This window comes from Mycobacterium sp. (assembly GCF_032159775.1).
Classification (GTDB): domain Bacteria; phylum Actinomycetota; class Actinomycetes; order Mycobacteriales; family Mycobacteriaceae; genus Mycobacterium.
Map to the genome: position 1 here is coordinate 1 of NZ_JAVHWK010000166.1, position 19993 is coordinate 19993.

The following is a 19993-nucleotide window of genomic DNA, read 5'->3' on the forward strand; positions in this document are numbered from 1 at the left end:
GCGAAGGCATCCGAGCCGATGCCGTTGGACACCGGCTCGACCAGGGTCAGGGTGATCGCTGCGGCCAGCGCCGCGTCGGCCGCGCTGCCGCCGTCGGCGAGCATCGCCAGGCCGGCCTGCGCGGCCAACGGCTGGGACGTGCAAACGACATTGCGCGCCAGCACGGGTTTGCGCGGCCAAGCGTAGGGCAGCTCCCACGAGAACGGGACCGTCATCGGCGCCGTCCTGGCAGGAGGATGGAAACCATTCCATCGGCGTGTGCGTCGATCCAGCTGGGGCTCTTCGGGTCCCGGCCGGTGAGCAAGCGGACCTCGGCGGCGTTCACGTAGGGCAACGATGCCCCGCCGACGAGCACGTAGTAGAGGATCTCGCTGTCGATGGGCGCGGCCATGCCGGCGTCACGAAGTATCTGCCAGGCCGGCCGGATGCCGTTGAAGAACGGCTTCACGTGGGTCTCTGTCAGCCAGGTTAAGCGGTCGCTTGGCGCGGTGCCTTCGTGCACCATGATCTGGTTGAGCTCGGGGTGCGCTGCGACGAATCGCACCAATCGGCGTATCCCGTCGGCGTATGCAGCGGCGAGCGCCGGTACCCCGATCTCGGTCGGGTTCGCGGGAAACACGCCGCGGAATGTCTCCCGCAAGAGCCCGAAGAGGTGATCCACCGCGGCCGTCCACAGCGCCGTCTTGGACTCGAAGTGGTAGTTGATCTGCGGCTGGTGCGCGTCGATACGTTGCGCGATCGCCCGTGTTGACGCGCCGTCGAACCCTTTGGCGCCGAACTCGACCAGAGCCGACTCCAGCAGAGCCTCCCGGATATCGGTCCTGGTCCGGCGGAGGCGCACCTTGTTCGGCATTGGGGTCTTGCGTTCCATGGCTCGGAGTGTACTCTTATTATCAATCGATAATAGCTCAAGGAAGGATCAAAGCCATGAGCATCTCCCCTGACACCACGAATCAAGATCGCGCATCGGCGCATCTGCTACCGCTGTCGAAGGATCCGTTCCAGGCGCCGACGGATCGCGACATGCTGCCCTCAGAGCGGCGGCTGTTCGTTCAGACCCACCGAACCTGCGTCTTCGGCTACGGCCGCCGATCGGACGGTCCGGCGATGTCGATCGTCTACTACGTCCCCGACGACAACGACGACCTGCTCGTCGCGACCATGGGCGACCGGGCCAAGGCCAAAGCCGTAGTCCGCAACGGCAAAGTCAGCCTCTGCGTGCTCGACGAGACCTGGCCCTTCGCCTACCTCCAGGTGTATTGCGACGCGGTGATCGACGACGACGACGAAACTCTGATCGACGTGATGATGGCGGTGGCTGAACGCATGTCGGGTGAGCCGGTGCCAGCGGAGCTGCGCCCCGCAGTCAAGGCCGTCGCAGAGCAGGAAGGCCGAGTGCTGGTGCGCTGCAGGCCCTACGCGACATTCGTCACGCCGCCGCGACACCTGCACAGCAATGACCAGAAGGAGCTGACCCACTGGGTCTCCGGGTCGATGCCCTGGAACGCCGCCGACTCCCCAGACGGTGGCTCTCAGAGATGAGCAATGTAACCGAGCGGTGGCGCACTGAGCGCGTTCTGGCCGCCGTGTACGACGCCGGGGTGAAGCACGACAGTGTCGCAACGGTCGGCGCCTGGGCGATGTGGGGTGCCGACATGCGACGCGTGTTCGCCGACGTTGCGCGACTTGCCGACGCGCCGGCCGGGACATCGATACTCGACTTACCCTGCGGGGGCGGCTTCGCCTTTCGCGTCCTGCGCCCCGGCCAGCCCGTGCGATACGTCGCGGCCGACATATCGCCCTACATGCTCCAGCGGGCGCGCGAAGTGGCGCGTCGAATGCGGACGCAAGACATGATCGAATTCGTCGAAGCCGACGTGACCGCGCTGCAGTTCGCCGACAACACCTTTGACCTGTGCGTGACCTACAACGGGCTTCACTGTCTGCCCGACCCGCGCGCCGCGCTGGGCGAACTCACTCGCGTGCTCAAGCCAGAGGGGACGCTGCGGGGGACGTCATGCGTTACCGGTCGAGGTCCGCGCAAGGATGCCCTGATCGCAATGTCGCGTCGCGCCGGGGTGTTTGGAAACACCCCACACACAGGTGAGATCGAGACGTGGCTCAGGGAATTCGGCCTCGATGTCGTGACACTCGAACGCAGCGGAGCGATCGAGTTCTTCGAGGCGCGATTGCCATCTGGAGAGCAGACGGACTGATGAGCGGCCATGTTGTCGGCACCCATAACGATCTGCACAGTGCTCAGGGTACTCGCAAAGGAGAGCATCCGGGGCGGTCAAGTGACCCGATCATCAAAGTTCACGACATTGCCTGGCTAGAGTTCGAGAAGCCGGATCTCGCTCGGGCTGAAGCCTTTTCGCAGGCATTCGGTTTTGGCACCGCCATGCGCACGGCCGACGAACTGTGTCTGCGTGGCACCGATTCCGGCTCGCCCTGCGCGCTGATCCGGCGAGGGCCGCGGTCGAGATTCGTCGGAGCCGCATACACCGCTCAAGACCAATCCGATGTGCTCCGGCTGGCCGAGGCGACCGGGACCAGAATCCGCGCGCTGCCTGAATCACTCGGCGGCGTGGCGGTCGACCTGGTCGACCCCAGCGGTGTGACAGTCCGTGTGGTGCATGGGACTCACCGGCTCGAGGCTCTGCCGGAGCAGACGCCGCATCGGCTCAACTTCGGGCACGAACTCCGGCGGTTCAACGCCACGCAGCGGCCGCCGCGCGAGCCGACACGGGTGCAGCGGCTCGGGCATGTGGTGATGCAGACAACCAGGTACCGCGAGACGCTCAACTGGTACCTCGATCACCTCGGGATGATCGTCAGCGACTTCCTCTACTACCCCGGAGGGCGAGACCGCGGACCGGCGATGAGCTTCATCCGCTGCGACCGCGGGCAGACGCCCGCCGACCACCACACCCTGGCGATGGCCCTAGGCCCGTCCAACCGCTACGTCCATTCGGCCTACCAGGTCAGCGACATCGACGCGATGGGCGCCGGCGCCCGCTACCTCGCCGAGCTCGGCTATCACCGCTCCTGGGGGATCGGCCGGCACATCCAGGGCAGCCAGATCTTCGACTACTGGCGCGATCCCGACGGTTTTCTGGTCGAGCATTTCAGCGACGGTGACATGTTCGACTGCACGCTCGAGACAGGTTGGGCTCCCTTCACCGCCTCCGGGCTCTCCCAATGGGGACCCCCGATCACCAAAGATTTCCTGGGTATCGCGCCCTGCCGCGAATCCCTGCGCGAACTTCGCTCGATGATCAGCGCGCTGCGCGACAACAGCGAGTTCGACCTGACCAGCCTCCGCGGCTTGCTCGCCGTGGCCAACTCCTAACGCCCCACGATCCAAGGACCCAACGTGACCATCTCGATCCTGCGCACCGCCGACGGGTGGTGGGTGCAGACCCCAGCCGGGGCCGCTCGAATCACCACCGCGGCCGCCACCACACGCCAGCTGCTGGCCGACCGAGCCGCCATCGAGGCGGCCGACCGTAACGCCGACACCGTGCCGGTCGACGCCCTGCAACTGCTGTCCCCGATCACCGCCCCGTGCCGGGTGGTGGCACAAATGACCAACTACGCCTCCCATGTCAAAGACGCCGGGCGCGACCCGACCAACGCCCCGCTGGCCTTCTTCCGCAAGACATCCGGCTCCATCAGCGGCCCATTCGACGACATCGTCAAACCCCACCACGTGCGGTTGCTCGACTACGAGGTGGAAATCGGTCTGGTCATCGGCCGCGATATGCCTGTCGGCACCACGATCACTGAAGCCAACCTCTCGGACTACGTCTGCGGGCTGGTGGTGACCAACGACGTTTCGGCGCGCGATGTGCAACTGACCAAAACGCAGTTCTACGAAGCGAAGTCGTATCCGACGTTCACTCCGGTCGGACCGGCGCTGGTGCTGCTTAGCGCCGATGAGCTCAAGCGCTTCGGTGACTTTCGGCTGCGGCTGCGGGTGAACGGTGAGATCCGCCAGGACATGCTGGTCGACGGCGACATCATCTACCCTCCCGTGCAGGCGCTGCAGGCGCTGTCGCGATTTCAGCGTCTCGATGCCGGCGACCTGGTACTGACTGGTACCCCGGTCGGCACGGCTATCAGCGCACCAGCCAAGCCAATCGAGATCATCGGGTCGCTGCTTCCGGACCAGCTGAAGTGGAAGACCTTCTTCTCCAGGCAAGCCAAGAATCGGAAATATCTGCGCCACGGCGACGTCGTCGAGGCCGCCGTGGCGACCGATGACGGGGCAATGGACCTCGGCGAGCAGCGCACTGCTGTGAAGTATGCATGAGCGGCAACGGCTGATGACGGCGACGCACGCACGCGACCTGGAACTGGACACCCTGACGGTCGAGCAGGAGGATCGAGTGCTCACCGTCCGCTTCTGCGATCCACCAAATAACTTCATGACGGCGCGGATGCAGAAGGATCTTGACACCCTCACGGCAGCCGTCGACGCTGACGTCAGTGTCGGCGCGGTCGTGCTCACCGGAGGCGTACCGAAGCGCTACATCACTCATTTCGACATCGCCGAGATTCTCGCCGCCGCGCAGCGTGTCGGGCCTTTATCCGGTCGGGCACTATTGGGCCTCCTGCCGGGTGTCCACGACGTCGGTGCAGTACCCGGCGGCGAGCAGGCCTTGGAACGAACTCCCCTCAGCCAATTCTTGAGCGTCCCGCGATTCAATCAGGTCGTTCTGCGTGTCATGCGATCGCCCGCGGTTTACATCGCTGCGATCGGAGGGCCTTGCGGCGGTGGCGGATTGGAGATGTCGGTCTGCTTCGACGTTCGCTTGGCCGCCGATGACGAATCCGTGGGCTTCATACTTCCCGAGCTGCTCATCGGTTTGACAACCACCGTCGGGGGTCAGCGACTGGCTCAGCTCATCGGGCCCGCCAGGGCGCTGGAGATGATGCTCGAGGGCCGGATGTACTCCCCGCAGGAGGCACATCATATGGGCCTGGTGAACCGATTGGTGCCCCCGGATGACCTCATCGACGAAGCCAAGGAGCTTGGTGCCCGGTACGCCCGCCGAAACCGGGACACCATTGCGGCACAGAAGAAAGTCTTCAACGAAAACGTTGTCTTGCACCCGGCCGAAAGCCTTCAGCGCGAAAGCGCAGCCAACGTATCCACCATCCTGTCCGGCCCCGCTCCACGGGCGCTGCAGATATGGCTCGACATGCAACGAAATGGTGAGTCCGTGTTCCTGACAGACCTCCAGCCATGGATCCGGGGCGAGCCCGTCCAGCTCAACGTAGAAGGGGTGCACCCATGACCGTTGACGATGTGTCGCGCATTCAGATCGAACAGATCCCGACGGACTTCGGAGCGTACTTGGACAAGCGCAGTCGACGTGCCGGGCAACGAAAACGTCACGGCCTCAAGCTCGTCCCCGGAGCCAGCACACTGCCGTCAGACGATCACATCCTCGACTTTGCGCACGCGTATTACGACGCAGACCCGGTCGCTGAGGCCTTCGTGAAAGACGCCTACGTCGATGGCAACCCATCCCACGGCAGGGCAATCCTTGACCAGGCATTAACGCACGGAATCGACGCCGTGGCCAACGCGCCGGCATCGATGGTGCGACTATTTGAAGAATTCGAGAAAGATCCCCCATGGGTCGATCACGATCTGGTCGAGCGCGGCGCATTCCTCTTCCGGCGGTGTGGCCCGGCAATGTTCAGCTTTCTCGGCGTCGGCACATTGCTCGCGTACACCGAAAACCCGATCGTGCAGCCGCTCAGCATGACCGGCAAGTACGCGGGCGACGCCGCCCTCAACCGCTTCATGGAGACCGCACGCTTCTGGATCGACGTGTCCGACCCTGGTGGCACCAAACCCGGGGCGCCTGGGCGTGCCACCGCCATGCGGGTTCGCATCATGCACGTCTTTCTCCGGCAGCGGATCACCCGGCACCCGCAGTGGAACCTGGCCGCGTGGGGTAAACCGATCAACCAGGCCGAAGCCACCATCACGCTCCTGTCGGGCGGGTTCGGCGCAGGACTGGGTATGCACAAACTCGGCTACCGATCGACCACCGCAGACACCGAAGCGATGATGCACTTCTGGCGATACGTAGGACACCTGATGGGCGTCCAACCCCGTTGGTACCCAGCAGATCTGCGTGAAGCGGGCCAGCTGATGACGCTCTACTTCGCGAAGCGGACATTCGACGCGGGCCAGGACGGCCGCGAACTCATCGAGTCATATCCGCGCGCGTTCACACCGAAACAGGGCACGGGTGCTCGCAAGGCAATTCGCGACCAGTTCAATTATCGAATCCAGCTCGGTTACACCCGCTATTTCCTGCCGGGCCGCTTCTACCGGTCCTACGACATGCCGAGCCCGTGGCCATGGGCGGTCCTGCCGCCCCTTCAAATTCCGATCAACCTCACGATCGACCTGCTGGCACACGTAAGCGCCCGCATCGCACACCTCCAGGATCGGTTCGCCCGGTGGCGGCGAAACATCTGGTTTCGCAACGAGATGGGTAATCGCGACGCTCATTTCAAGGCCGCTGAGACATTCCGCCGCTGACGTTGCGCATGGCGGTTCGAGGATCTCGTCGCACGGGGTGGCTGTTCGGCTTGGTCGCCGAACTCCTCGACCGTAGTTTGGATTCTAACAACTCTGGGTGCTGACGCGGCCGAGGCCTAGAACGTTGGCGTATCCATCCGAATTCCTTAGTGCCACAAGCGATTAGGTATATTCGATTACACAGCTAGGCCATCAGGCAGGGCGTCTCCGGCTCGATGAATGTCGCCTGTGACGATTCGCCCGGGGCGGGGCACTATGCCCTCTGCCGCCGCCGGTGACAATGCCATTTCATGGTGGACGTAGGCGCCGCGGCACGATTCCTACAGCTAGCAGGTACCGCGGCCCAACTGGTAGCGGGAACGAGGTAGGGATGCCAGCGTTAAAGATTTCTGATGACGAGACAGCAATCCTGGAAGCCATGGGCATTCTCCCGACCGCGATTGCCGTGCCGGCAGCGCACAGCGCCGATTTGGTCGTCACCGCCGGTGGGGATTCCGACGGCATCACCAGCCGTGGACTGGCCGCCGAGTCCGGCTTCGGTTCGCTCGAGGAGGGACGAATGACCAGTCGGGAGAACAACCTCCGGATGGATGACTTCTTGGATTCGGCGGGCAACATCGCGCTGCCCGACGGGTGTAGTCATGCCAGACGTGCAGCTACTTGATATCGGTGAGATTGACCAGGAGGAATTCAGCCGGTGGGACATCACCGGCCATCAGGTCAACCGCCACCTTTTCAGCGAGGCGCTCACGGGGACGGATGACATGGTCCTCGACCACTTGACGTTCCCGCCCGGTTTCATCCACCGCATGCACCGGCACCCGCACGCTGACATGGTGATCATCCCGGTGACCGGTGTGGTGCAGTTCCTCGGTGCGCCCGGGTCCCCCGGCGACGTGTCGCCCGGACATGTCCTTGTCATCCCGCGCGGGAACTGGCACGAGATCAGAAACGTCGGCACCGTGGACAGCGAGGTGCTTCACATCTTCGCTGGCGTCGGTTCGGTTGACGACATCGGCTACGAGGCCTATCCCGGGCAGGTCGTGGCGATCGGATCGGTTGGTAGGCAAGGGAGCAGCGCATGGGGATAGCGATCATCGGACTCGGCAGAATGGGACGCGCGCTGGCCGAGCGGTTGCTCGACGAGGGCCACGAGGTGAGCGTGTGGAACCGGACCGCTGACCGGGCTGCTGCACTCGAGGAACAAGGAGCCATGGTCATGAGCTCTGTGGACCACCTCGGTGACGACTGTGATGCCCTTTTCCTGTGCCTGGCCGACGACCAGAGCACCCTCGACGTAGCGGCTCCCAACGGTGAGGCGCGCGCGAGCTGGGCACAGACCTTGGTCGTCAACACGGGAACGGTGGCTCTCGATGTCGTCACTGCTCTCGCGCAGCCTTACGGTGACAGGTTTGTGAACGCGCCGATCCTCGGGGCGCCGCAGGCTGTCCGCGCGGGTGCAGCCACATTCGTCGTCGGCGGCCCGGCGTCAGCCCGTGCGGCGCTGGTACCGGTGTGGACGGCGTTCGCGGGGGCGCTCGATGTCGGCGACCACCCGGAGACCGCAGCGATCATGAAGTTGCTGAACAATCAAATGCTGCTGGTGCAGCTGGCAGTGATCGCCGAGACCGTACGAGCGGGGCGCGCCGCGGGTATCGACGACACCACGCTGGGGACGACCTTGCGCGAGTCGCCGATGATGCCCACGGGTCTGCGCAACCGCATCGACGTCCTCTTCGACCCCGACCACGCGGGTTGGTTCACCAGCGTCCAGGCCGCCAAGGATGTGTCGCTCGCCCTGGACCTCGCCAAAGGCGGCGCACTGCTGCCGGTCACCGCGGGCGGCGCGCGATGCCTACCGGCAGGTGGCCCAGGATGGATGGGTGGCGAACGACATCACCGCCCTCGTCGAGTACGGCCAGCGTTCGCCGTGACCGGGCGACCGCGACGCCCACTTCAAGGCCGCTGAGACCTTCCGACGCTGAGAAGCCCCTTGCCCTGGGGCTCGTCGGCAATCCCAGACACCGGCTGGCATGCCGCCTTGATGGGCGCCAGCGGTAGCGACATTCGCTCGATTTACCGGCATCGTGGCAGGTGCATCGCCGCACTCTTGTCGATAACGACGATGCTCGTCCCCTGTTGATCGGAGAATCCAGATGTCCCTCGGCCCGGCTGCAATCGATACCGCCTTGATGCCCGCACCGCGCCAGCGGGAAGAGATCGACGAGGTGCTCGCCAGGAGCGGGATATTTGGCAGGGTCGAGGAAAGCGCGCGTTCCGCGCTGACCGAACGGCTTGAACCCGTTGACTTCCCGCCCGGCTACACCATCTACACCGAAGGCGAACCCGGTGACCGGATGTACATCATCATTTCCGGGAAGGTCAAGATCGGCCGCGGTTCTCGCGATCGCGGTGAAGATCTGCTCGCAATCATGGGCCCATCGGAGATGTTCGGCGAGATGTCGACGTTCGATCCGGGTCCGCGGACCTCCAGAGCGACCGCCATCACCGAAGTCCGCGCCGTGCCGATAGGCCGCGACGCCCTGCGCGCCTTGATGTTTGACAATCCCGCGATCGCCGAGCAGTTGCTTCGTGTGCTGGCCCGCCGCCTACGGCGTACCACCAACCTGGCCGATCTGATCTTCACCGATGTTCCCGGGAGAGTCGCCAAGCGACTGCTCCAGCTGGCACATCGGTTCGGCGTCCAGGAGGACGGCGCATTGCGTGTAACCCACGACTTGACGGACGAAGAGATGGGTCAGCTGGTCGGCGCATCACCGGAGACGGTCAACGACGCGTTGGCCGATTTCGCCCTCCGCGGGTGGATCCAGCTGGATGACGCCAGCGTATTGGTCTCCGAATCCGAACAACTCGGCCGGCGGGCGCGCGCGGGCGGGGATCGTGACTCATTGCAGCTGGCGGCTATTGCGGATTTGCCGCTGGCAGGGGTCGGCGATGGACGCCAGCGCTAGCGACAACAGGCACCGACAAACGCGATTCTAGGAGTCATGTTCATGTCTCCCGGGTCCGAAAGCGCAGCCTCGACAGATCCCCAGCCGCACAAGCGTTCCCGAGGCGTGGCTCTGTTCACCGCCGCGCTGGCGATCGCCGTGGTGTCCGCTGGTATCGGCGGAATGGCCGCGACCAAATTGCATTCGCAACTGGCGGCCAGGAGCACCGTGGCGACGGTCCCGGCGGCCGCGTCCCAGCCGGCCAGCCCTCGCACCGACTCAATCGAGCAGGTTGCCGCAAAGGTGGTGCCCAGCATCGTCAAACTGCAGACAGATCTGGGCAGTCAGACTGACGTGGGCTCGGGCATCGTCATGACCGCCGACGGGCTGATCATGACCAATGCTCATGTCGTGTCGGCCGCAAAGCAGCCCGCTCCGGCCGATCCGGGCGACGCGCGCACTACAGTGACGTTCGCCGATGGCCGCACGGCGCCGTTCACCGTCGTCGCCACCGATCCGACATGTGATGTCGCCGTTGTGAGGGCCGACGGAACGACCGGACTCACCCCGATTACCTTCGGCGCGTCAACCGACCTTCGCGTCGGCCAGCAAGTCGTGGCAGTGGGTTCGCCGCTGGGTTTGGACGGCACAGTCACAGCGGGCATCATCAGCGCCTTGGATCGGCCGGTGTCGACTGCTTCCGGTTCACCGAATCAGGCCACGGCGATCGACGCCATCCAGACGGACGCCCCGCTCAACCCCGGCAACTCAGGCGGGGCGTTGGCGAATGTGAACGGCCAGCTCATAGGAATGAACTCGGCGAACGCGTCGTTTGGCCCCCCATCCGCCGAAAGCGGTTCGACCGGACTTGGATTCGCGATTCCCGTCGACGAGGCCAGACGCATCGCCGATGAACTCATCGCCACCGGCACTGCCTCCCATGGGTTCCTCGGTGCGCGGCTTGCCGACGACGCAAAAGCCGACGGCGCCCGGATCGTTGACGTGACGAGCGGCGGTCCTGCGGCGGCGGCGGCCCTGCCCGCAGGCGCGTTGGTCACGAAGGTCGACGATCAACTGATCGACAACGCTGACGCGTTGGCCGCCGTAGTGCTCACGAAGGCGCCTGGCGCCACGATCGCGGTGAATTATCTCGACCCCTCGGGGGTTGCCCGCACCGCGCAAGTCCTGCTCGGCACCGATCATGGACAGCAGTCGTGAGAACAGCTGTGGGGCTTGGGAATCGGTTCTAGCTGGCGGGTACGTCCATGGGGGCCAGCAGGGACGACATGGGGTCGATCGAAGACCACCCTGGAGTCAGGCCAGATCAAGGCCACCCATTGAAGGAACACACCATGCGAACCAAACTGACATACTTCACAACGCTCTTCGGAGCCACCGCGGCGGCCGTGGCGGTTCTCGCCGCACCCGTCGCCGCGGCAGCTACCGCGCAGCCGTGTTCGGCCACTGCATCGGGAACCGTGTGCCAGTCGCCTGGCAATGCACAGATCAATGACACCCCTCCGCCGGTTAACTTCTATCGATACGGCGGATACGGACTCGCGCTCGGCGGCGGCGGCATTCTGCCTGGAAGATAGGCGACGCGCCAGCATTCGGCACAGCCGATTGATCAGGCTGCCGGACCCGCCGCGGCAGGACTAACCTCGACGATGAGTTGCTTGGTCAACGGTTGCCCGCTCTGCTCGCTGTGATCGGCGATCGCACATAACACGTTCAGTTCGGGCATGTAGCCGAAAACGCTGCCGCGCGGGGTGTCATAAGCCACCGCGCGGTACCCGTATACCGCGCGGGTGCTGCCGTCTCGGGCGAAGCTGGTGATGTCGATGAGGTCGAACTCATTCAGTCCGCGCTCGCGCATGTCGGCGACGTTCATGAACAATGCGGTGCGCAGGTTCTTCAGGCCGCGGTATCGGTCGTTGTCGGAGTAGATGGTGGTGTTCCACTGGTCGTGGGACCGCACGGTGCTCAGCGTCAACCGTCCCGGTGGCGGCACCACATCGGGCATCGGTGCGGCGGAGAACTCCGCGTGACCGGAGGCGGTGAGGAACACCCGCTCGCGCGCCGGCTGGCGGATCCGGAACCCCAAGGGAAGGCGCACGCGGCGGTTGAAGTCCTCGAAGCCATCGAACACCTTGGCCATCACATCGCGAATGCGGTCGTAGTTCTGAACGTAGGACTCCCACGGCGTGGCGGAGTCCGGCAGGGCGGCGCGGGCCATTCCGGCGGCGATCGCGCACTCCGACTTCAACTGAGGCGATGCAGGCTTTGTCATTCCGAACGACAGGTGCACCATGCTCATCGAGTCCTCGACCGTTACGCCCTGCTCGCCGGTCTTCTGAATGTCCTTCTCGGTGCGCCCCAGGCAGGGAAGGATCAGCGCCTGGCGGCCATGCACCAGATGACTGCGGTTGAGCTTGGTGCTGACCTGAACGGTGAGCTCGCAGTTGCGCAGCGCCGCGAACGTCGCTTCGGTGTCCGGGGTGGCCAGACTGAAGTTGCCACCCATGCTGACGAACACCTTCACCTGACCGGCCAGCATCGCCTTGATCGTGTCGACGGTGTCCAGGCCATGCTCACGCGGCGCAGTAATCGAACAAACCTCCTCCAGCCGATCCAACAGCTGCTTGGGCGGCCGGTGATCAATACCGCAGGTGCGGTTGCCCTGCACATTGCTGTGACCACGCACCGGGGACGGACCGGCCCCTTCACGGCCGATATTGCCGCGCAGCAGAAGCAGATTCACGATCTCGCGGACCGTGTCGACGCCGTGTTCCTGCTGGGTCAGCCCCAGACACCAGGCCACCACGGTCCGATCGGCACCCAGATATACCTCGGCCATCTCCCGGATGGCTTTCTCGTCGACACCGGACTGGTGCACGATCTCGGGCCAGCCGGTCGCCTCGACCAGTGACCGGTATGCCTCCAAACCGGTTGTGCAGCGCTGCAGGAATTCGTGATCGATGGCCTTGGGGTCGCTCTGGGCGCGCTCGAAAACCACCTTGGCGACCCCGCGCAGCAATGCCAGGTCGCCGCCGACGCGGGGCTGAACGTTCATGTCTCCAGTCTTGGTGGCGTGGAAGGTGGCCATCGCCAGGAACTCGTGCGGCACGACCGTGCGGCGGCTGGCCGCCTCGATCAGCGGGTTAATGTGTACGACCTGCGCGCCACGGCGATGCGCCTCGGCCAGACCGGTCAGCATCCGCGGCGCGTTGGATGCGGCGTTGACCCCCATCACCAGCAGCAGGTCTGCCTTCTCCCAATCGTCCAGGTCGCAGGTGCCCTTACCGGTTCCCAACGACGCCGTCATCGCTCGGCCGCTGGCCTCGTGGCACATGTTCGAGCAGTCGGGCAGGTTGTTGGTGCCGAACTCCCGCGCCCATAGCTGGTACAGAAACGTCGCCTCGTTGCTGAGCCGGCCCGACGTGTAGAACGACACCTGCTGCGGGCTGTCTAACCCCTGAAGCGTGGAACCCACCACCTCGAAGGCCTGTTGCCACGAGATCGGGACGTACTTGTCCGACTCCGAGTCATAAGCCATCGGTTCGGTCAACCGGCCCGCGTCCTCCAGCGCGAAATCCGTCCACCCCGACAACTCGGTCACCGTGTGGCTGTCGAAGAACTCGCGGTCGACCCTGTTGCGGGTCATCTCCCAGGTGACGTGCTTGATGCCGTTCTCGCAGATATCCAGGTGCAGACCCTTGCGATCATCCGGCCAGGCGCAACCCGGGCAATCGAAACCGCCGTTCTCGTGGTTCATCCGCTGGATCGCCCGCGTACCGGTAACCAGCTCCCGGCTCTGCGCCAACACCTTTGCCACGCTGCGAGCCGCGCCCCAACCGGCAGAGGGATGGTGATAATCCTTCTGGGAGAACTCACCCCCGTTGTTCGGCCCCCGGCCGGCCGCGGGGCGTCCCGGCTCACCCTGTCCGAGCAGATCCCCCGCCATCGGTGTCTTGTCGTCAGTCACCGGAATCCCTTCGTCCGCGTTGCCGTGGCTCTCGAGCGGCCGACGATCAACGCTACTTGGGTATGTAGTCGAACTTGTCGGGGTGAGGACCGGTTCTACCGGATTCGCCGTGATCGAGGGCCGAGATCGCGTCCATAGCGGAGTTGTCCAGTTCGAAGTCGAACAGTTGGAAATTAAGCTTCATCCGAGCGGGCCATGCAGATTTCGGGAACACGACGTCGCCCCGTTGAATGTGCCACCGCAGTACGACCTGTGCGGGCGACCGGTCTGCGGCGCCGGCGATTCGCTCGATGACCGGGTCACCGAGCACCTTTCCCTGAGCGATCGGGGACCACGCCTCGATCGCGATGCCATGCTTTCGTCCGTACGCGCGGACCTCATCGTTGGTGAAATACGGATGGGCCTCGATCTGGTTGACCGCGGGCACGGTGCTGGACTCCGCTGCCAGTCTGTCCAGATGTGCGGGCTGGAAGTTCGAGACTCCGATGCTGCGGGCACGTCCTTCGTTGGCGAACTCTGTGAGGACATTCCAGGTCGAGACGAAGTCACCGCCGTAGAGCGTCGGCAGCGGCCAGTGGATGAGAAACAGATCGACATAATCGGATCCAAGCGCTTTCAGCGTGTTGTCGAACGCACGTCGCGCATCATCGGGGTTGTGGAAACCGTTGTTGAGTTTGCTGGTGATGAAGACATCGGCGCGGTCCAATCCGGCGTCGCGGACGCCCTGACCGACCCCCTCCTCGTTTCCGTACATCTCTGCTGTGTCGATGTGCCGGTATCCGATCTCCAGGCCAGCCTTCACTGCGGCGGCGGTTTTCTCTGGCGCTATCTGGAAGACACCAAACCCTAACTGCGGGATGTGGTTTCCATCGTTTAGTGCGACTGCAGGAACGTTGCTCATAATCAGTTCTCCCAAATTGAATACGTTCGCCGATGAACTAGGTCTTGTGCCGGGGTTCAGGCGACGGTCAGATTCCGCTTGTTGGGGCGGCGGAACACCAGGCGAGCGGTGACGCTTAGCGGCCCCACGGCGGCATCCACGACGAGCGACCAGCGCCGCGATGCGTGGGGCCTACGCGTGGCTTCGACATTGAACGGCAATTCGTCGTAGATCATCGTGCCGGTTCGGTCCTCCCACATCGCTGCATCTCTCGCGGTCTCGCGAATGCCTTGGTGGCGCACATACCGCTTGCAACCAAGCTTGCACTCCCGGGTGGTTCATTGTCGTCACCGTTGGCACCCACTCGCTGTTCTGGTCAGCACCCCTCCCGCATTACCAGCCAGATGCAAACGTTCCAGCCGACCAGGACGGACCGTGGTATGCGTCAGGGCTGGCGAGGAGTCATTGCCATTGGCAGGCATTGGCTGATTGCAGCTGGGGGGAAACAACTTTGGGTGTTATCCGGGACGGAAAATATCCGGTACGAGGCAATCCTGGAATTAGCCAGATTAGGTCCACCCCACTAGATCAAGGAGTTCCACCATGAGGATCAAACTGAATTACATCGCACCGCTGTTGGCGACGGGGGCTGCCGCGGTCGCGATCGCCGCCGCACCGATCGCCGCGGCCGCCTCGACGCCGAAAGGGGCATGCGACGCCGGCGTCACAGGCAGCATTTGTGAGACACCCGGCAACGTCGAGATCAACGACTCCCCTCCCCCGGTTAGTTACGACCCCTACGGAGACGAAGGCCTCCTGCTCGGCTACGGCGGTGGTTTCTACGGCGGCGGCTTCGGCGGTGGCGGCTTCGGCGGTGGCGGCTTTCACGGCGGCGGGGGCGGGCACGGCCGGTAGCGGTCAATGGCCACACCGAACAACCTGCCAATACCACAAGGCGTTGGACACCAACCTTATTCGATGTCCACAACCGTGACTAAAACGGAGATGCCATGACGACTTCACGCCGCCTGACCGACGATCAGGTCCGGGAGTTCGACGCCCCGCCCGAACTCCCGCTGAACCTGCAGAGGGTCCTAGTTGACCTCATCGAACTGCATCTACAGGGTAAACAGGCCCACTGGAATCTCGTCGGCACCAACTTCCGGGATCTGCACCTGCAACTCGACGGAATCGTTGACACCGCACGCGAAGCCAGTGACACCATCGCCGAGCGCATGCGCGCGCTGAACGCGGTGCCCGACGGCCGCTCCGACACCGTCACCGCGTCCACCACACTGCCCGCCATCTCGCCGGCGGAGCTCAGCACCATGGAGACGGTCGACCTCATCACCACCCGCATTTACGCCACCGTCGGCACGATGCGCTTCGTCCACGACGAGGTGGACGCAGCAGATCCCTCCACCGCCGATCTGCTGCACCAGATGATCGACAGCTTTGAGAAGGCTGCCTGGATGCTGAAGTCGGAGAACCGGAAAATCTGACTTGCCGGAATACGTCAGGACGCGCCCCGAGGCGGTGGCTGCGAGCCGGCGCAATCAGGGTCCACCTCGACGGCATACGACGTGATCTCGGTGATCTGTTCGCCCGCGAACTCGTAGATGTCACAGCTGGCGACCGCAGTGACACCGGACGGGCCGCTGTAGCGCGAGAAGGTGTCGACGGCGACGACGTCGGAACCGGCCGCCACCACACAGCGGTCGTACGTGGTCGTGGTGTCCTCCAGGCTGCCCGCGGTATCGCGGCAGGTCTGCCGGACCGCGTCTGCGCCCTCGAGGACCATGTAGCCGACGATCGTCCAGCGCACATTCTTGGCGAGATACCCAAGCGCCTCGTCGAAGCGATGCTCGGAAAATGCGAGGGCGACGGCGGGCGGGTCGAATGCCATCAGCCGACCGTACTTCTATCGCACGGTCGTCGCGGCCGCTGCCCCTCGGCAGCCGCGAGTGCCGGCGGCGGGATCAGATTCCGCGACGGCCTCGGCGGTTACGCAGCCGGGGCGTTCGGGTGTTGTCGATCATCGGATGACACCCCTCTCCTGCAACGCACTTCGCAGCGATCGCGATGCGTAGTGCAGCCGGGACTTGACAGTGCCTTCCGAAATCTCCTCGTGCGCAGCGATGTCGCCGACGGTCTGACCGAGATAGTGGGCGCGAACGACGGCAACGCGATGGTCGGCGGACAGTGACAGCAATGCGTCCGACAGCATCCATTTGTCGAACTCAGGCCCGATCGCATCCGGCGATGACCGCTCCGGCACGGAGTCCATCTTCAATTCACCTGTGAACGTTGCAGTTGGAGCGCCTGGCTGTGTGCGTCGTAATCGCCGGCAGAAGTTCAGCCCGATGCGGATCGGTCATGCAGATGATGCTCAGCGCGAACCCTTCGCGTCTGCTGTGAATTTCCTTCAAAATACGGGACACAGCGCGGGAATCGTTCATCGGCGCGTCAGTCAGTCGAGCACGCTGCGCACGACGGCGTCGGCGAGAAGCCTGCCGCGGTCTGTGAGCACCAGGCGGCCCGCTTGCGATTTCAGCAACCCGTCGCCGATCGCGATCTGCGCGCGGTCGCCCTCTTGAGCGCTGAGCGTGTCGGCGGCCAGCCCGCGCCGCAGCCGCAGCCGTAGCATCACGTCCTCGGTGTGCATCGCCCGCGCGTCGAGCTGCTCGAAATCGGCGACCGGCAGCCGGCCATCGGCCAGGGCTTGCGCATATGCGTTGGGGTGCTTGATGTTCCACCACCGAGTCGAACCGACGTAGCCGTGCGCTCCCGGCCCGGCGCCCCACCACTCGCCGCCGTCCCAGTAACCGATGTTGTGCATGCACTCACCGCCGGGCCTGCTCCAGTTCGACACCTCGTACCAATCGAAGCCGGCGGCCCGGATCCGTTCGTCGGCAAGCTCGTAGCGGCGGGCAAGCACATCGTCGTCGGTCGGCGACATCTCGCCCCGGCGCACCCGCCGGCCCATCGCCGTGCCCTCCTCGATGGTGAGCGCGTAGGCAGAGATGTGATCAACGCCTCCTTCGATCGCGGCGTCGACGGAGCGCGAGAGGTCGTCGTCGGACTCCCCCGGCGTGCCGTAGATGAGGTCGATGTTGACGTGTTCGAACCCGGCGGCGAGGGCTTCGCGCGCCGCAGCGGGCGCCCGCCCCGGCGAATGAACCCGATCCAGGGTGGCCAGCACGTGCGGGGCGACCGACTGCATGCCGAGCGACAAGCGCGTGTAGCCGGCCGCGCGCAGTGTGGTGAACAGCTGCGGCGACGTCGACTCAGGATTTGCCTCCGTGGTCACCTCGGCGCCGGGCGCGAGGACGAAGTGCTCACGGACCGCGTCGAGCACCCCGGTCAGGCCCGCGGCGCCGAGCAGCGACGGCGTGCCTCCGCCGACGAACACCGTGTGGACTTCCGGAGCCGCGATGCCGGCAGCCAGCGCCAGCTCGGTGCGAAGGGCGGCCAGCCAGCCGTCGGGGTTCGCGCCGCCCAGTTCGGCGGGCGTGTAGGTGTTGAAGTCGCAGTACCCGCAGCGAGTGGCACAGAAGGGCACATGGATGTAGATGCCGAACGGCTTGCCCCACGTCGGCGCAAGGCCGGGTAGGTCGAGGTGCTGCGTTCGGACCGTCACACAACCAGTTTCGCAGAGGCCTTTAGCTCACCATGAGCGCAAATCTCGCCCGGTTAGGGCATAACTCGATGTCCGTGGCACAATTGGCACCGTGACCGCCGCCCGCATCTTCACCCACCGCGTCTCGCTGGTGGCACGGCGGCATGTCGACTTCAAGCGCGTTTGTACCTGTTGTTGTCTGCCTTGATGTCGTAGACCTGCCCACCAGTACTTGAGCTGGCCGCCGGATCTGCGCCGCCGGACAGCCACCGGTGAACAGCGCGCCCGAAGGCCGGCTCCGAAGGAGCCATTCGATGACCACCGCAAAGCCGAAGCCTGCCAAACGCCCGCGTGGCGAAGGCCAGTGGAAGCTCGGCTATCGCGAGCCCCTGAACCCGAACGAGCAGTTCAAGAAGGACGACGACGCGCTCAACGTGCGAGCCCGCATCGTCGACATCTACTCCAAGCAGGGCTTCGACAGCATCGACAAACAGGATCTGCGCGGCCGGATGCGCTGGATGGGCCTCTACACGCAGCGTGAGCAGGGCTACGACGGGACATGGACCGGCGACGAGAACGCTGACATCCTCGAGGCCAAGTACTTCATGATGCGGGTGCGCTGCGACGGCGGAGCACTGTCCACGCAGGCCCTGCGCACTCTCGGCGAGATCTCCACCGAGTTTGCGCGCGACACAGCCGACATCTCCGACCGCGAGAACATCCAGTACCACTGGATCCGGATCGAGGATGTCCCCCAGATCTGGGACCGTCTGGCGACCGTCGGCCTGCAGACCACCGAGGCCTGCGGTGACTGCCCCCGCGTCGTGCTCGGATCGCCGCTGGCCGGCGAGTCCCTCGACGAGGTGCTCGACCCCACTTGGGCCGTTGACGAGGTCGTGCGGCGGTTTGTCGGCAATCCGTCGTTCTCCAACCTGCCGCGCAAGTACAAGACCGCGATCTCCGGCCTGCAGGACATCGCCCATGAGGTCAACGACATCGCGTTCGTCGGCGTGAACCATCCCGAGCATGGGCCCGGCCTGGACATCTGGGTCGGCGGCGGATTGTCCACCAACCCGATGCTGGCCCAGCGGCTCGGCGCCTGGGTGCGGCTGGAGGAGGTGCCCGAGGTCTGGGAGGCCGTGACGTCGGTGTTCCGCGACTACGGCTACCGGCGTCTGCGGTCGAAGGCACGGCTGAAGTTCCTGATCAAGGACTGGGGCATCGAGAAATTCCGCCAGGTTGTCGAGGACGAGTACCTGGGCCGCAAGCTCATCGACGGGCCAGCGCCCGAGCCGGTCAAGCACCCGATCGACCACGTCGGCATTCAGAAACTCAAGAACGGAAAGAACGCCATCGGCGTCGCGCCCATCGCCGGCCGCGTTTCCGGCACGATCCTGACCAAGGTCGCCGATCTCGTCGAGGCAGCGGGATCCGACCGCGTACGCCTCACCCCGTACCAGAAGCTGATCATTCTCGACGTGCCCGACGACAACGTCGACGCGTTGGTCGCAGGGCTGGATGCGCTGGGCCTGCCGTCGACGCCCACACATTGGCGCCGCAACCTGATGGCCTGCACGGGCATCGAATTCTGCAAGCTGTCGTTCGCCGACACGAAAGGCCGGGCGCAGTTGTTGGTGCCGGACCTGGAAAAGCGGCTCGAGGACGTCAACGCCCAACTCGACGTGCCCATCACGGTCAACATCAACGGCTGCCCGAACTCGTGCGCCCGTATTCAGGTCGCCGACATCGGCTTCAAGGGCCAGATGGTCGACGACGGCAACGGCCCGGTCGAGGGCTTCCAGGTGCATCTCGGTGGCAGTCTCGGGCTGGACAGCGGTTTCGGCCGCAAGTTGCGCCAGCACAAGGTGCTCTCCACCGAGCTGGGCGACTACATCGAACGGGTTGTTCGCAATTTTGTGAAACAACGGGAGCAGGGCGAGCGTTTCGCTACGTGGGCGGTACGAGCAGACGAAGCGGACCTGAGGTGACG

General features: G+C 64.6%; 23 protein-coding genes and 1 pseudogene. 16 read left to right on the plus strand and 8 right to left on the minus strand.

Going from position 1 to position 19993, the window contains the following annotated elements:
* On the minus strand, window positions 1–215 hold a 215-nt coding region (locus tag QOJ24_RS21950; RefSeq protein WP_526265102.1), incomplete at its 3' end, for a gamma-glutamyltransferase.
* A complete protein-coding gene (locus QOJ24_RS21955) occupies window positions 212–871 on the minus strand; it encodes a TetR/AcrR family transcriptional regulator (protein WP_526265104.1) in 660 nt (219 codons plus the stop codon). The genes QOJ24_RS21955 and QOJ24_RS21950, both read right to left, overlap by 4 nt.
* A 56-nt stretch (window positions 872–927) precedes the next feature.
* Between QOJ24_RS21955 and QOJ24_RS21960 the strand changes: the two genes are divergently transcribed.
* The 12 genes and pseudogenes from QOJ24_RS21960 to QOJ24_RS22015 all read left to right on the plus strand — a co-directional run bounded on the left by QOJ24_RS21960 (window position 928) and on the right by QOJ24_RS22015 (window position 11114).
* Window positions 928–1542, plus strand: a complete 615-nt coding sequence (locus QOJ24_RS21960; protein WP_526265106.1) for a pyridoxamine 5'-phosphate oxidase family protein — start codon at window positions 928–930, stop codon at window positions 1540–1542.
* Window positions 1539–2216: a class I SAM-dependent methyltransferase gene (locus QOJ24_RS21965; protein ID WP_526265108.1), complete on the plus strand. Its 678-nt coding sequence runs from the start codon at window positions 1539–1541 to the stop codon at window positions 2214–2216. The genes QOJ24_RS21960 and QOJ24_RS21965 overlap by 4 nt, the downstream gene beginning before the upstream one ends.
* A complete protein-coding gene (locus tag QOJ24_RS21970; RefSeq protein WP_526265110.1) occupies window positions 2216–3352 on the plus strand; it encodes a VOC family protein in 1137 nt (378 codons plus the stop codon). Before QOJ24_RS21965 ends, QOJ24_RS21970 begins: the two co-directional genes overlap by 1 nt.
* Window positions 3353–3376: 24 nt before the next feature.
* Window positions 3377–4315 carry a fumarylacetoacetate hydrolase family protein gene (locus tag QOJ24_RS21975; protein ID WP_526265111.1) on the plus strand — a complete coding sequence of 313 codons (939 nt, stop codon included), beginning with the start codon at window positions 3377–3379 and terminating at the stop codon, window positions 4313–4315.
* Window positions 4316–4328: 13 nt separating this feature from the next.
* Window positions 4329–5303 (plus strand): enoyl-CoA hydratase/isomerase family protein, encoded by a 975-nt coding sequence (locus QOJ24_RS21980; protein WP_526265113.1) that lies wholly within the window; start codon window positions 4329–4331, stop codon window positions 5301–5303.
* Window positions 5300–6568 carry an oxygenase MpaB family protein gene (locus QOJ24_RS21985; RefSeq protein WP_526265115.1) on the plus strand — a complete coding sequence of 423 codons (1269 nt, stop codon included), beginning with the start codon at window positions 5300–5302 and terminating at the stop codon, window positions 6566–6568. Before QOJ24_RS21980 ends, QOJ24_RS21985 begins: the two co-directional genes overlap by 4 nt.
* 370 nt (window positions 6569–6938) lie before the next feature.
* Window positions 6939–7232: a hypothetical protein gene (locus QOJ24_RS21990; protein ID WP_526265117.1), complete on the plus strand. Its 294-nt coding sequence runs from the start codon at window positions 6939–6941 to the stop codon at window positions 7230–7232.
* Window positions 7210–7659, plus strand: coding sequence for a cupin domain-containing protein (locus QOJ24_RS21995; protein WP_526265119.1), 450 nt, complete (start codon window positions 7210–7212; stop codon window positions 7657–7659). Before QOJ24_RS21990 ends, QOJ24_RS21995 begins: the two co-directional genes overlap by 23 nt.
* Window positions 7650–8537: an NAD(P)-dependent oxidoreductase gene (locus tag QOJ24_RS22000; protein WP_526265121.1), complete on the plus strand. Its 888-nt coding sequence runs from the start codon at window positions 7650–7652 to the stop codon at window positions 8535–8537. The genes QOJ24_RS21995 and QOJ24_RS22000 overlap by 10 nt, the downstream gene beginning before the upstream one ends.
* A gap of 250 nt (window positions 8538–8787) precedes the next feature.
* Window positions 8788–9456: pseudogene (locus tag QOJ24_RS22005) on the plus strand (Crp/Fnr family transcriptional regulator); the annotation flags it as partial.
* A 120-nt stretch (window positions 9457–9576) separates the two neighbouring features.
* Entirely contained in the window at window positions 9577–10737 is a 1161-nt protein-coding gene (locus QOJ24_RS22010; RefSeq protein ID WP_526265123.1) for a S1C family serine protease, read from the plus strand.
* A 134-nt stretch (window positions 10738–10871) separates the two neighbouring features.
* On the plus strand, window positions 10872–11114 hold the full coding sequence (locus tag QOJ24_RS22015; RefSeq protein WP_526265125.1) for a hypothetical protein: 243 nt from the start codon (window positions 10872–10874) through the stop codon (window positions 11112–11114).
* A 32-nt stretch (window positions 11115–11146) separates the two neighbouring features.
* Here the strand turns inward: QOJ24_RS22015 and QOJ24_RS22020 are convergent, their stop codons facing one another.
* The 3 genes from QOJ24_RS22020 to QOJ24_RS22030 form a co-directional block, all read right to left on the minus strand.
* On the minus strand, window positions 11147–13483 hold the full coding sequence (locus tag QOJ24_RS22020; protein ID WP_526265212.1) for an FdhF/YdeP family oxidoreductase: 2337 nt from the start codon (window positions 13481–13483) through the stop codon (window positions 11147–11149).
* A 73-nt stretch (window positions 13484–13556) separates the two neighbouring features.
* Window positions 13557–14405 (minus strand): aldo/keto reductase, encoded by an 849-nt coding sequence (locus QOJ24_RS22025; RefSeq protein ID WP_526265127.1) that lies wholly within the window; start codon window positions 14403–14405, stop codon window positions 13557–13559.
* Between the two features lie 56 nt (window positions 14406–14461).
* A complete protein-coding gene (locus QOJ24_RS22030) occupies window positions 14462–14644 on the minus strand; it encodes a hypothetical protein (RefSeq protein ID WP_526265128.1) in 183 nt (60 codons plus the stop codon).
* A gap of 343 nt (window positions 14645–14987) precedes the next feature.
* Here QOJ24_RS22030 and QOJ24_RS22035 point away from each other — a divergent pair, with 343 nt between their 5' ends.
* Window positions 14988–15299 (plus strand): hypothetical protein, encoded by a 312-nt coding sequence (locus QOJ24_RS22035; RefSeq protein WP_526265130.1) that lies wholly within the window; start codon window positions 14988–14990, stop codon window positions 15297–15299.
* 95 nt (window positions 15300–15394) lie between these two features.
* Entirely contained in the window at window positions 15395–15886 is a 492-nt protein-coding gene (locus QOJ24_RS22040) for a Dps family protein (RefSeq protein ID WP_526265132.1), read from the plus strand.
* 14 nt (window positions 15887–15900) lie between these two features.
* On the opposite strand, the gene QOJ24_RS22045 is transcribed toward QOJ24_RS22040, so the two are convergent.
* From QOJ24_RS22045 to hemW, 3 genes are all read right to left on the minus strand, one after another.
* Window positions 15901–16290: a nuclear transport factor 2 family protein gene (locus QOJ24_RS22045; protein WP_526265133.1), complete on the minus strand. Its 390-nt coding sequence runs from the start codon at window positions 16288–16290 to the stop codon at window positions 15901–15903.
* 129 nt (window positions 16291–16419) lie between these two features.
* On the minus strand, window positions 16420–16671 hold the full coding sequence (locus QOJ24_RS22050) for an RNA polymerase sigma factor (protein WP_526265135.1): 252 nt from the start codon (window positions 16669–16671) through the stop codon (window positions 16420–16422).
* A gap of 183 nt (window positions 16672–16854) precedes the next feature.
* Window positions 16855–18024, minus strand: coding sequence for a radical SAM family heme chaperone HemW (gene hemW / locus QOJ24_RS22055; RefSeq protein ID WP_526265137.1), 1170 nt, complete (start codon window positions 18022–18024; stop codon window positions 16855–16857).
* Between the two features lie 130 nt (window positions 18025–18154).
* Between hemW and QOJ24_RS22060 the strand changes: the two genes are divergently transcribed.
* The gene (locus QOJ24_RS22060) at window positions 18155–18211 is read left to right on the plus strand and encodes an Ms4527A family Cys-rich leader peptide (RefSeq protein WP_393431272.1); all 57 of its coding nucleotides are present in this window, start codon (window positions 18155–18157) and stop codon (window positions 18209–18211) included.
* 106 nt (window positions 18212–18317) lie between these two features.
* Window positions 18318–19991: a nitrite/sulfite reductase gene (locus QOJ24_RS22065; RefSeq protein WP_526265139.1), complete on the plus strand. Its 1674-nt coding sequence runs from the start codon at window positions 18318–18320 to the stop codon at window positions 19989–19991.
* Window positions 19992–19993 lie beyond the last annotated feature (2 nt).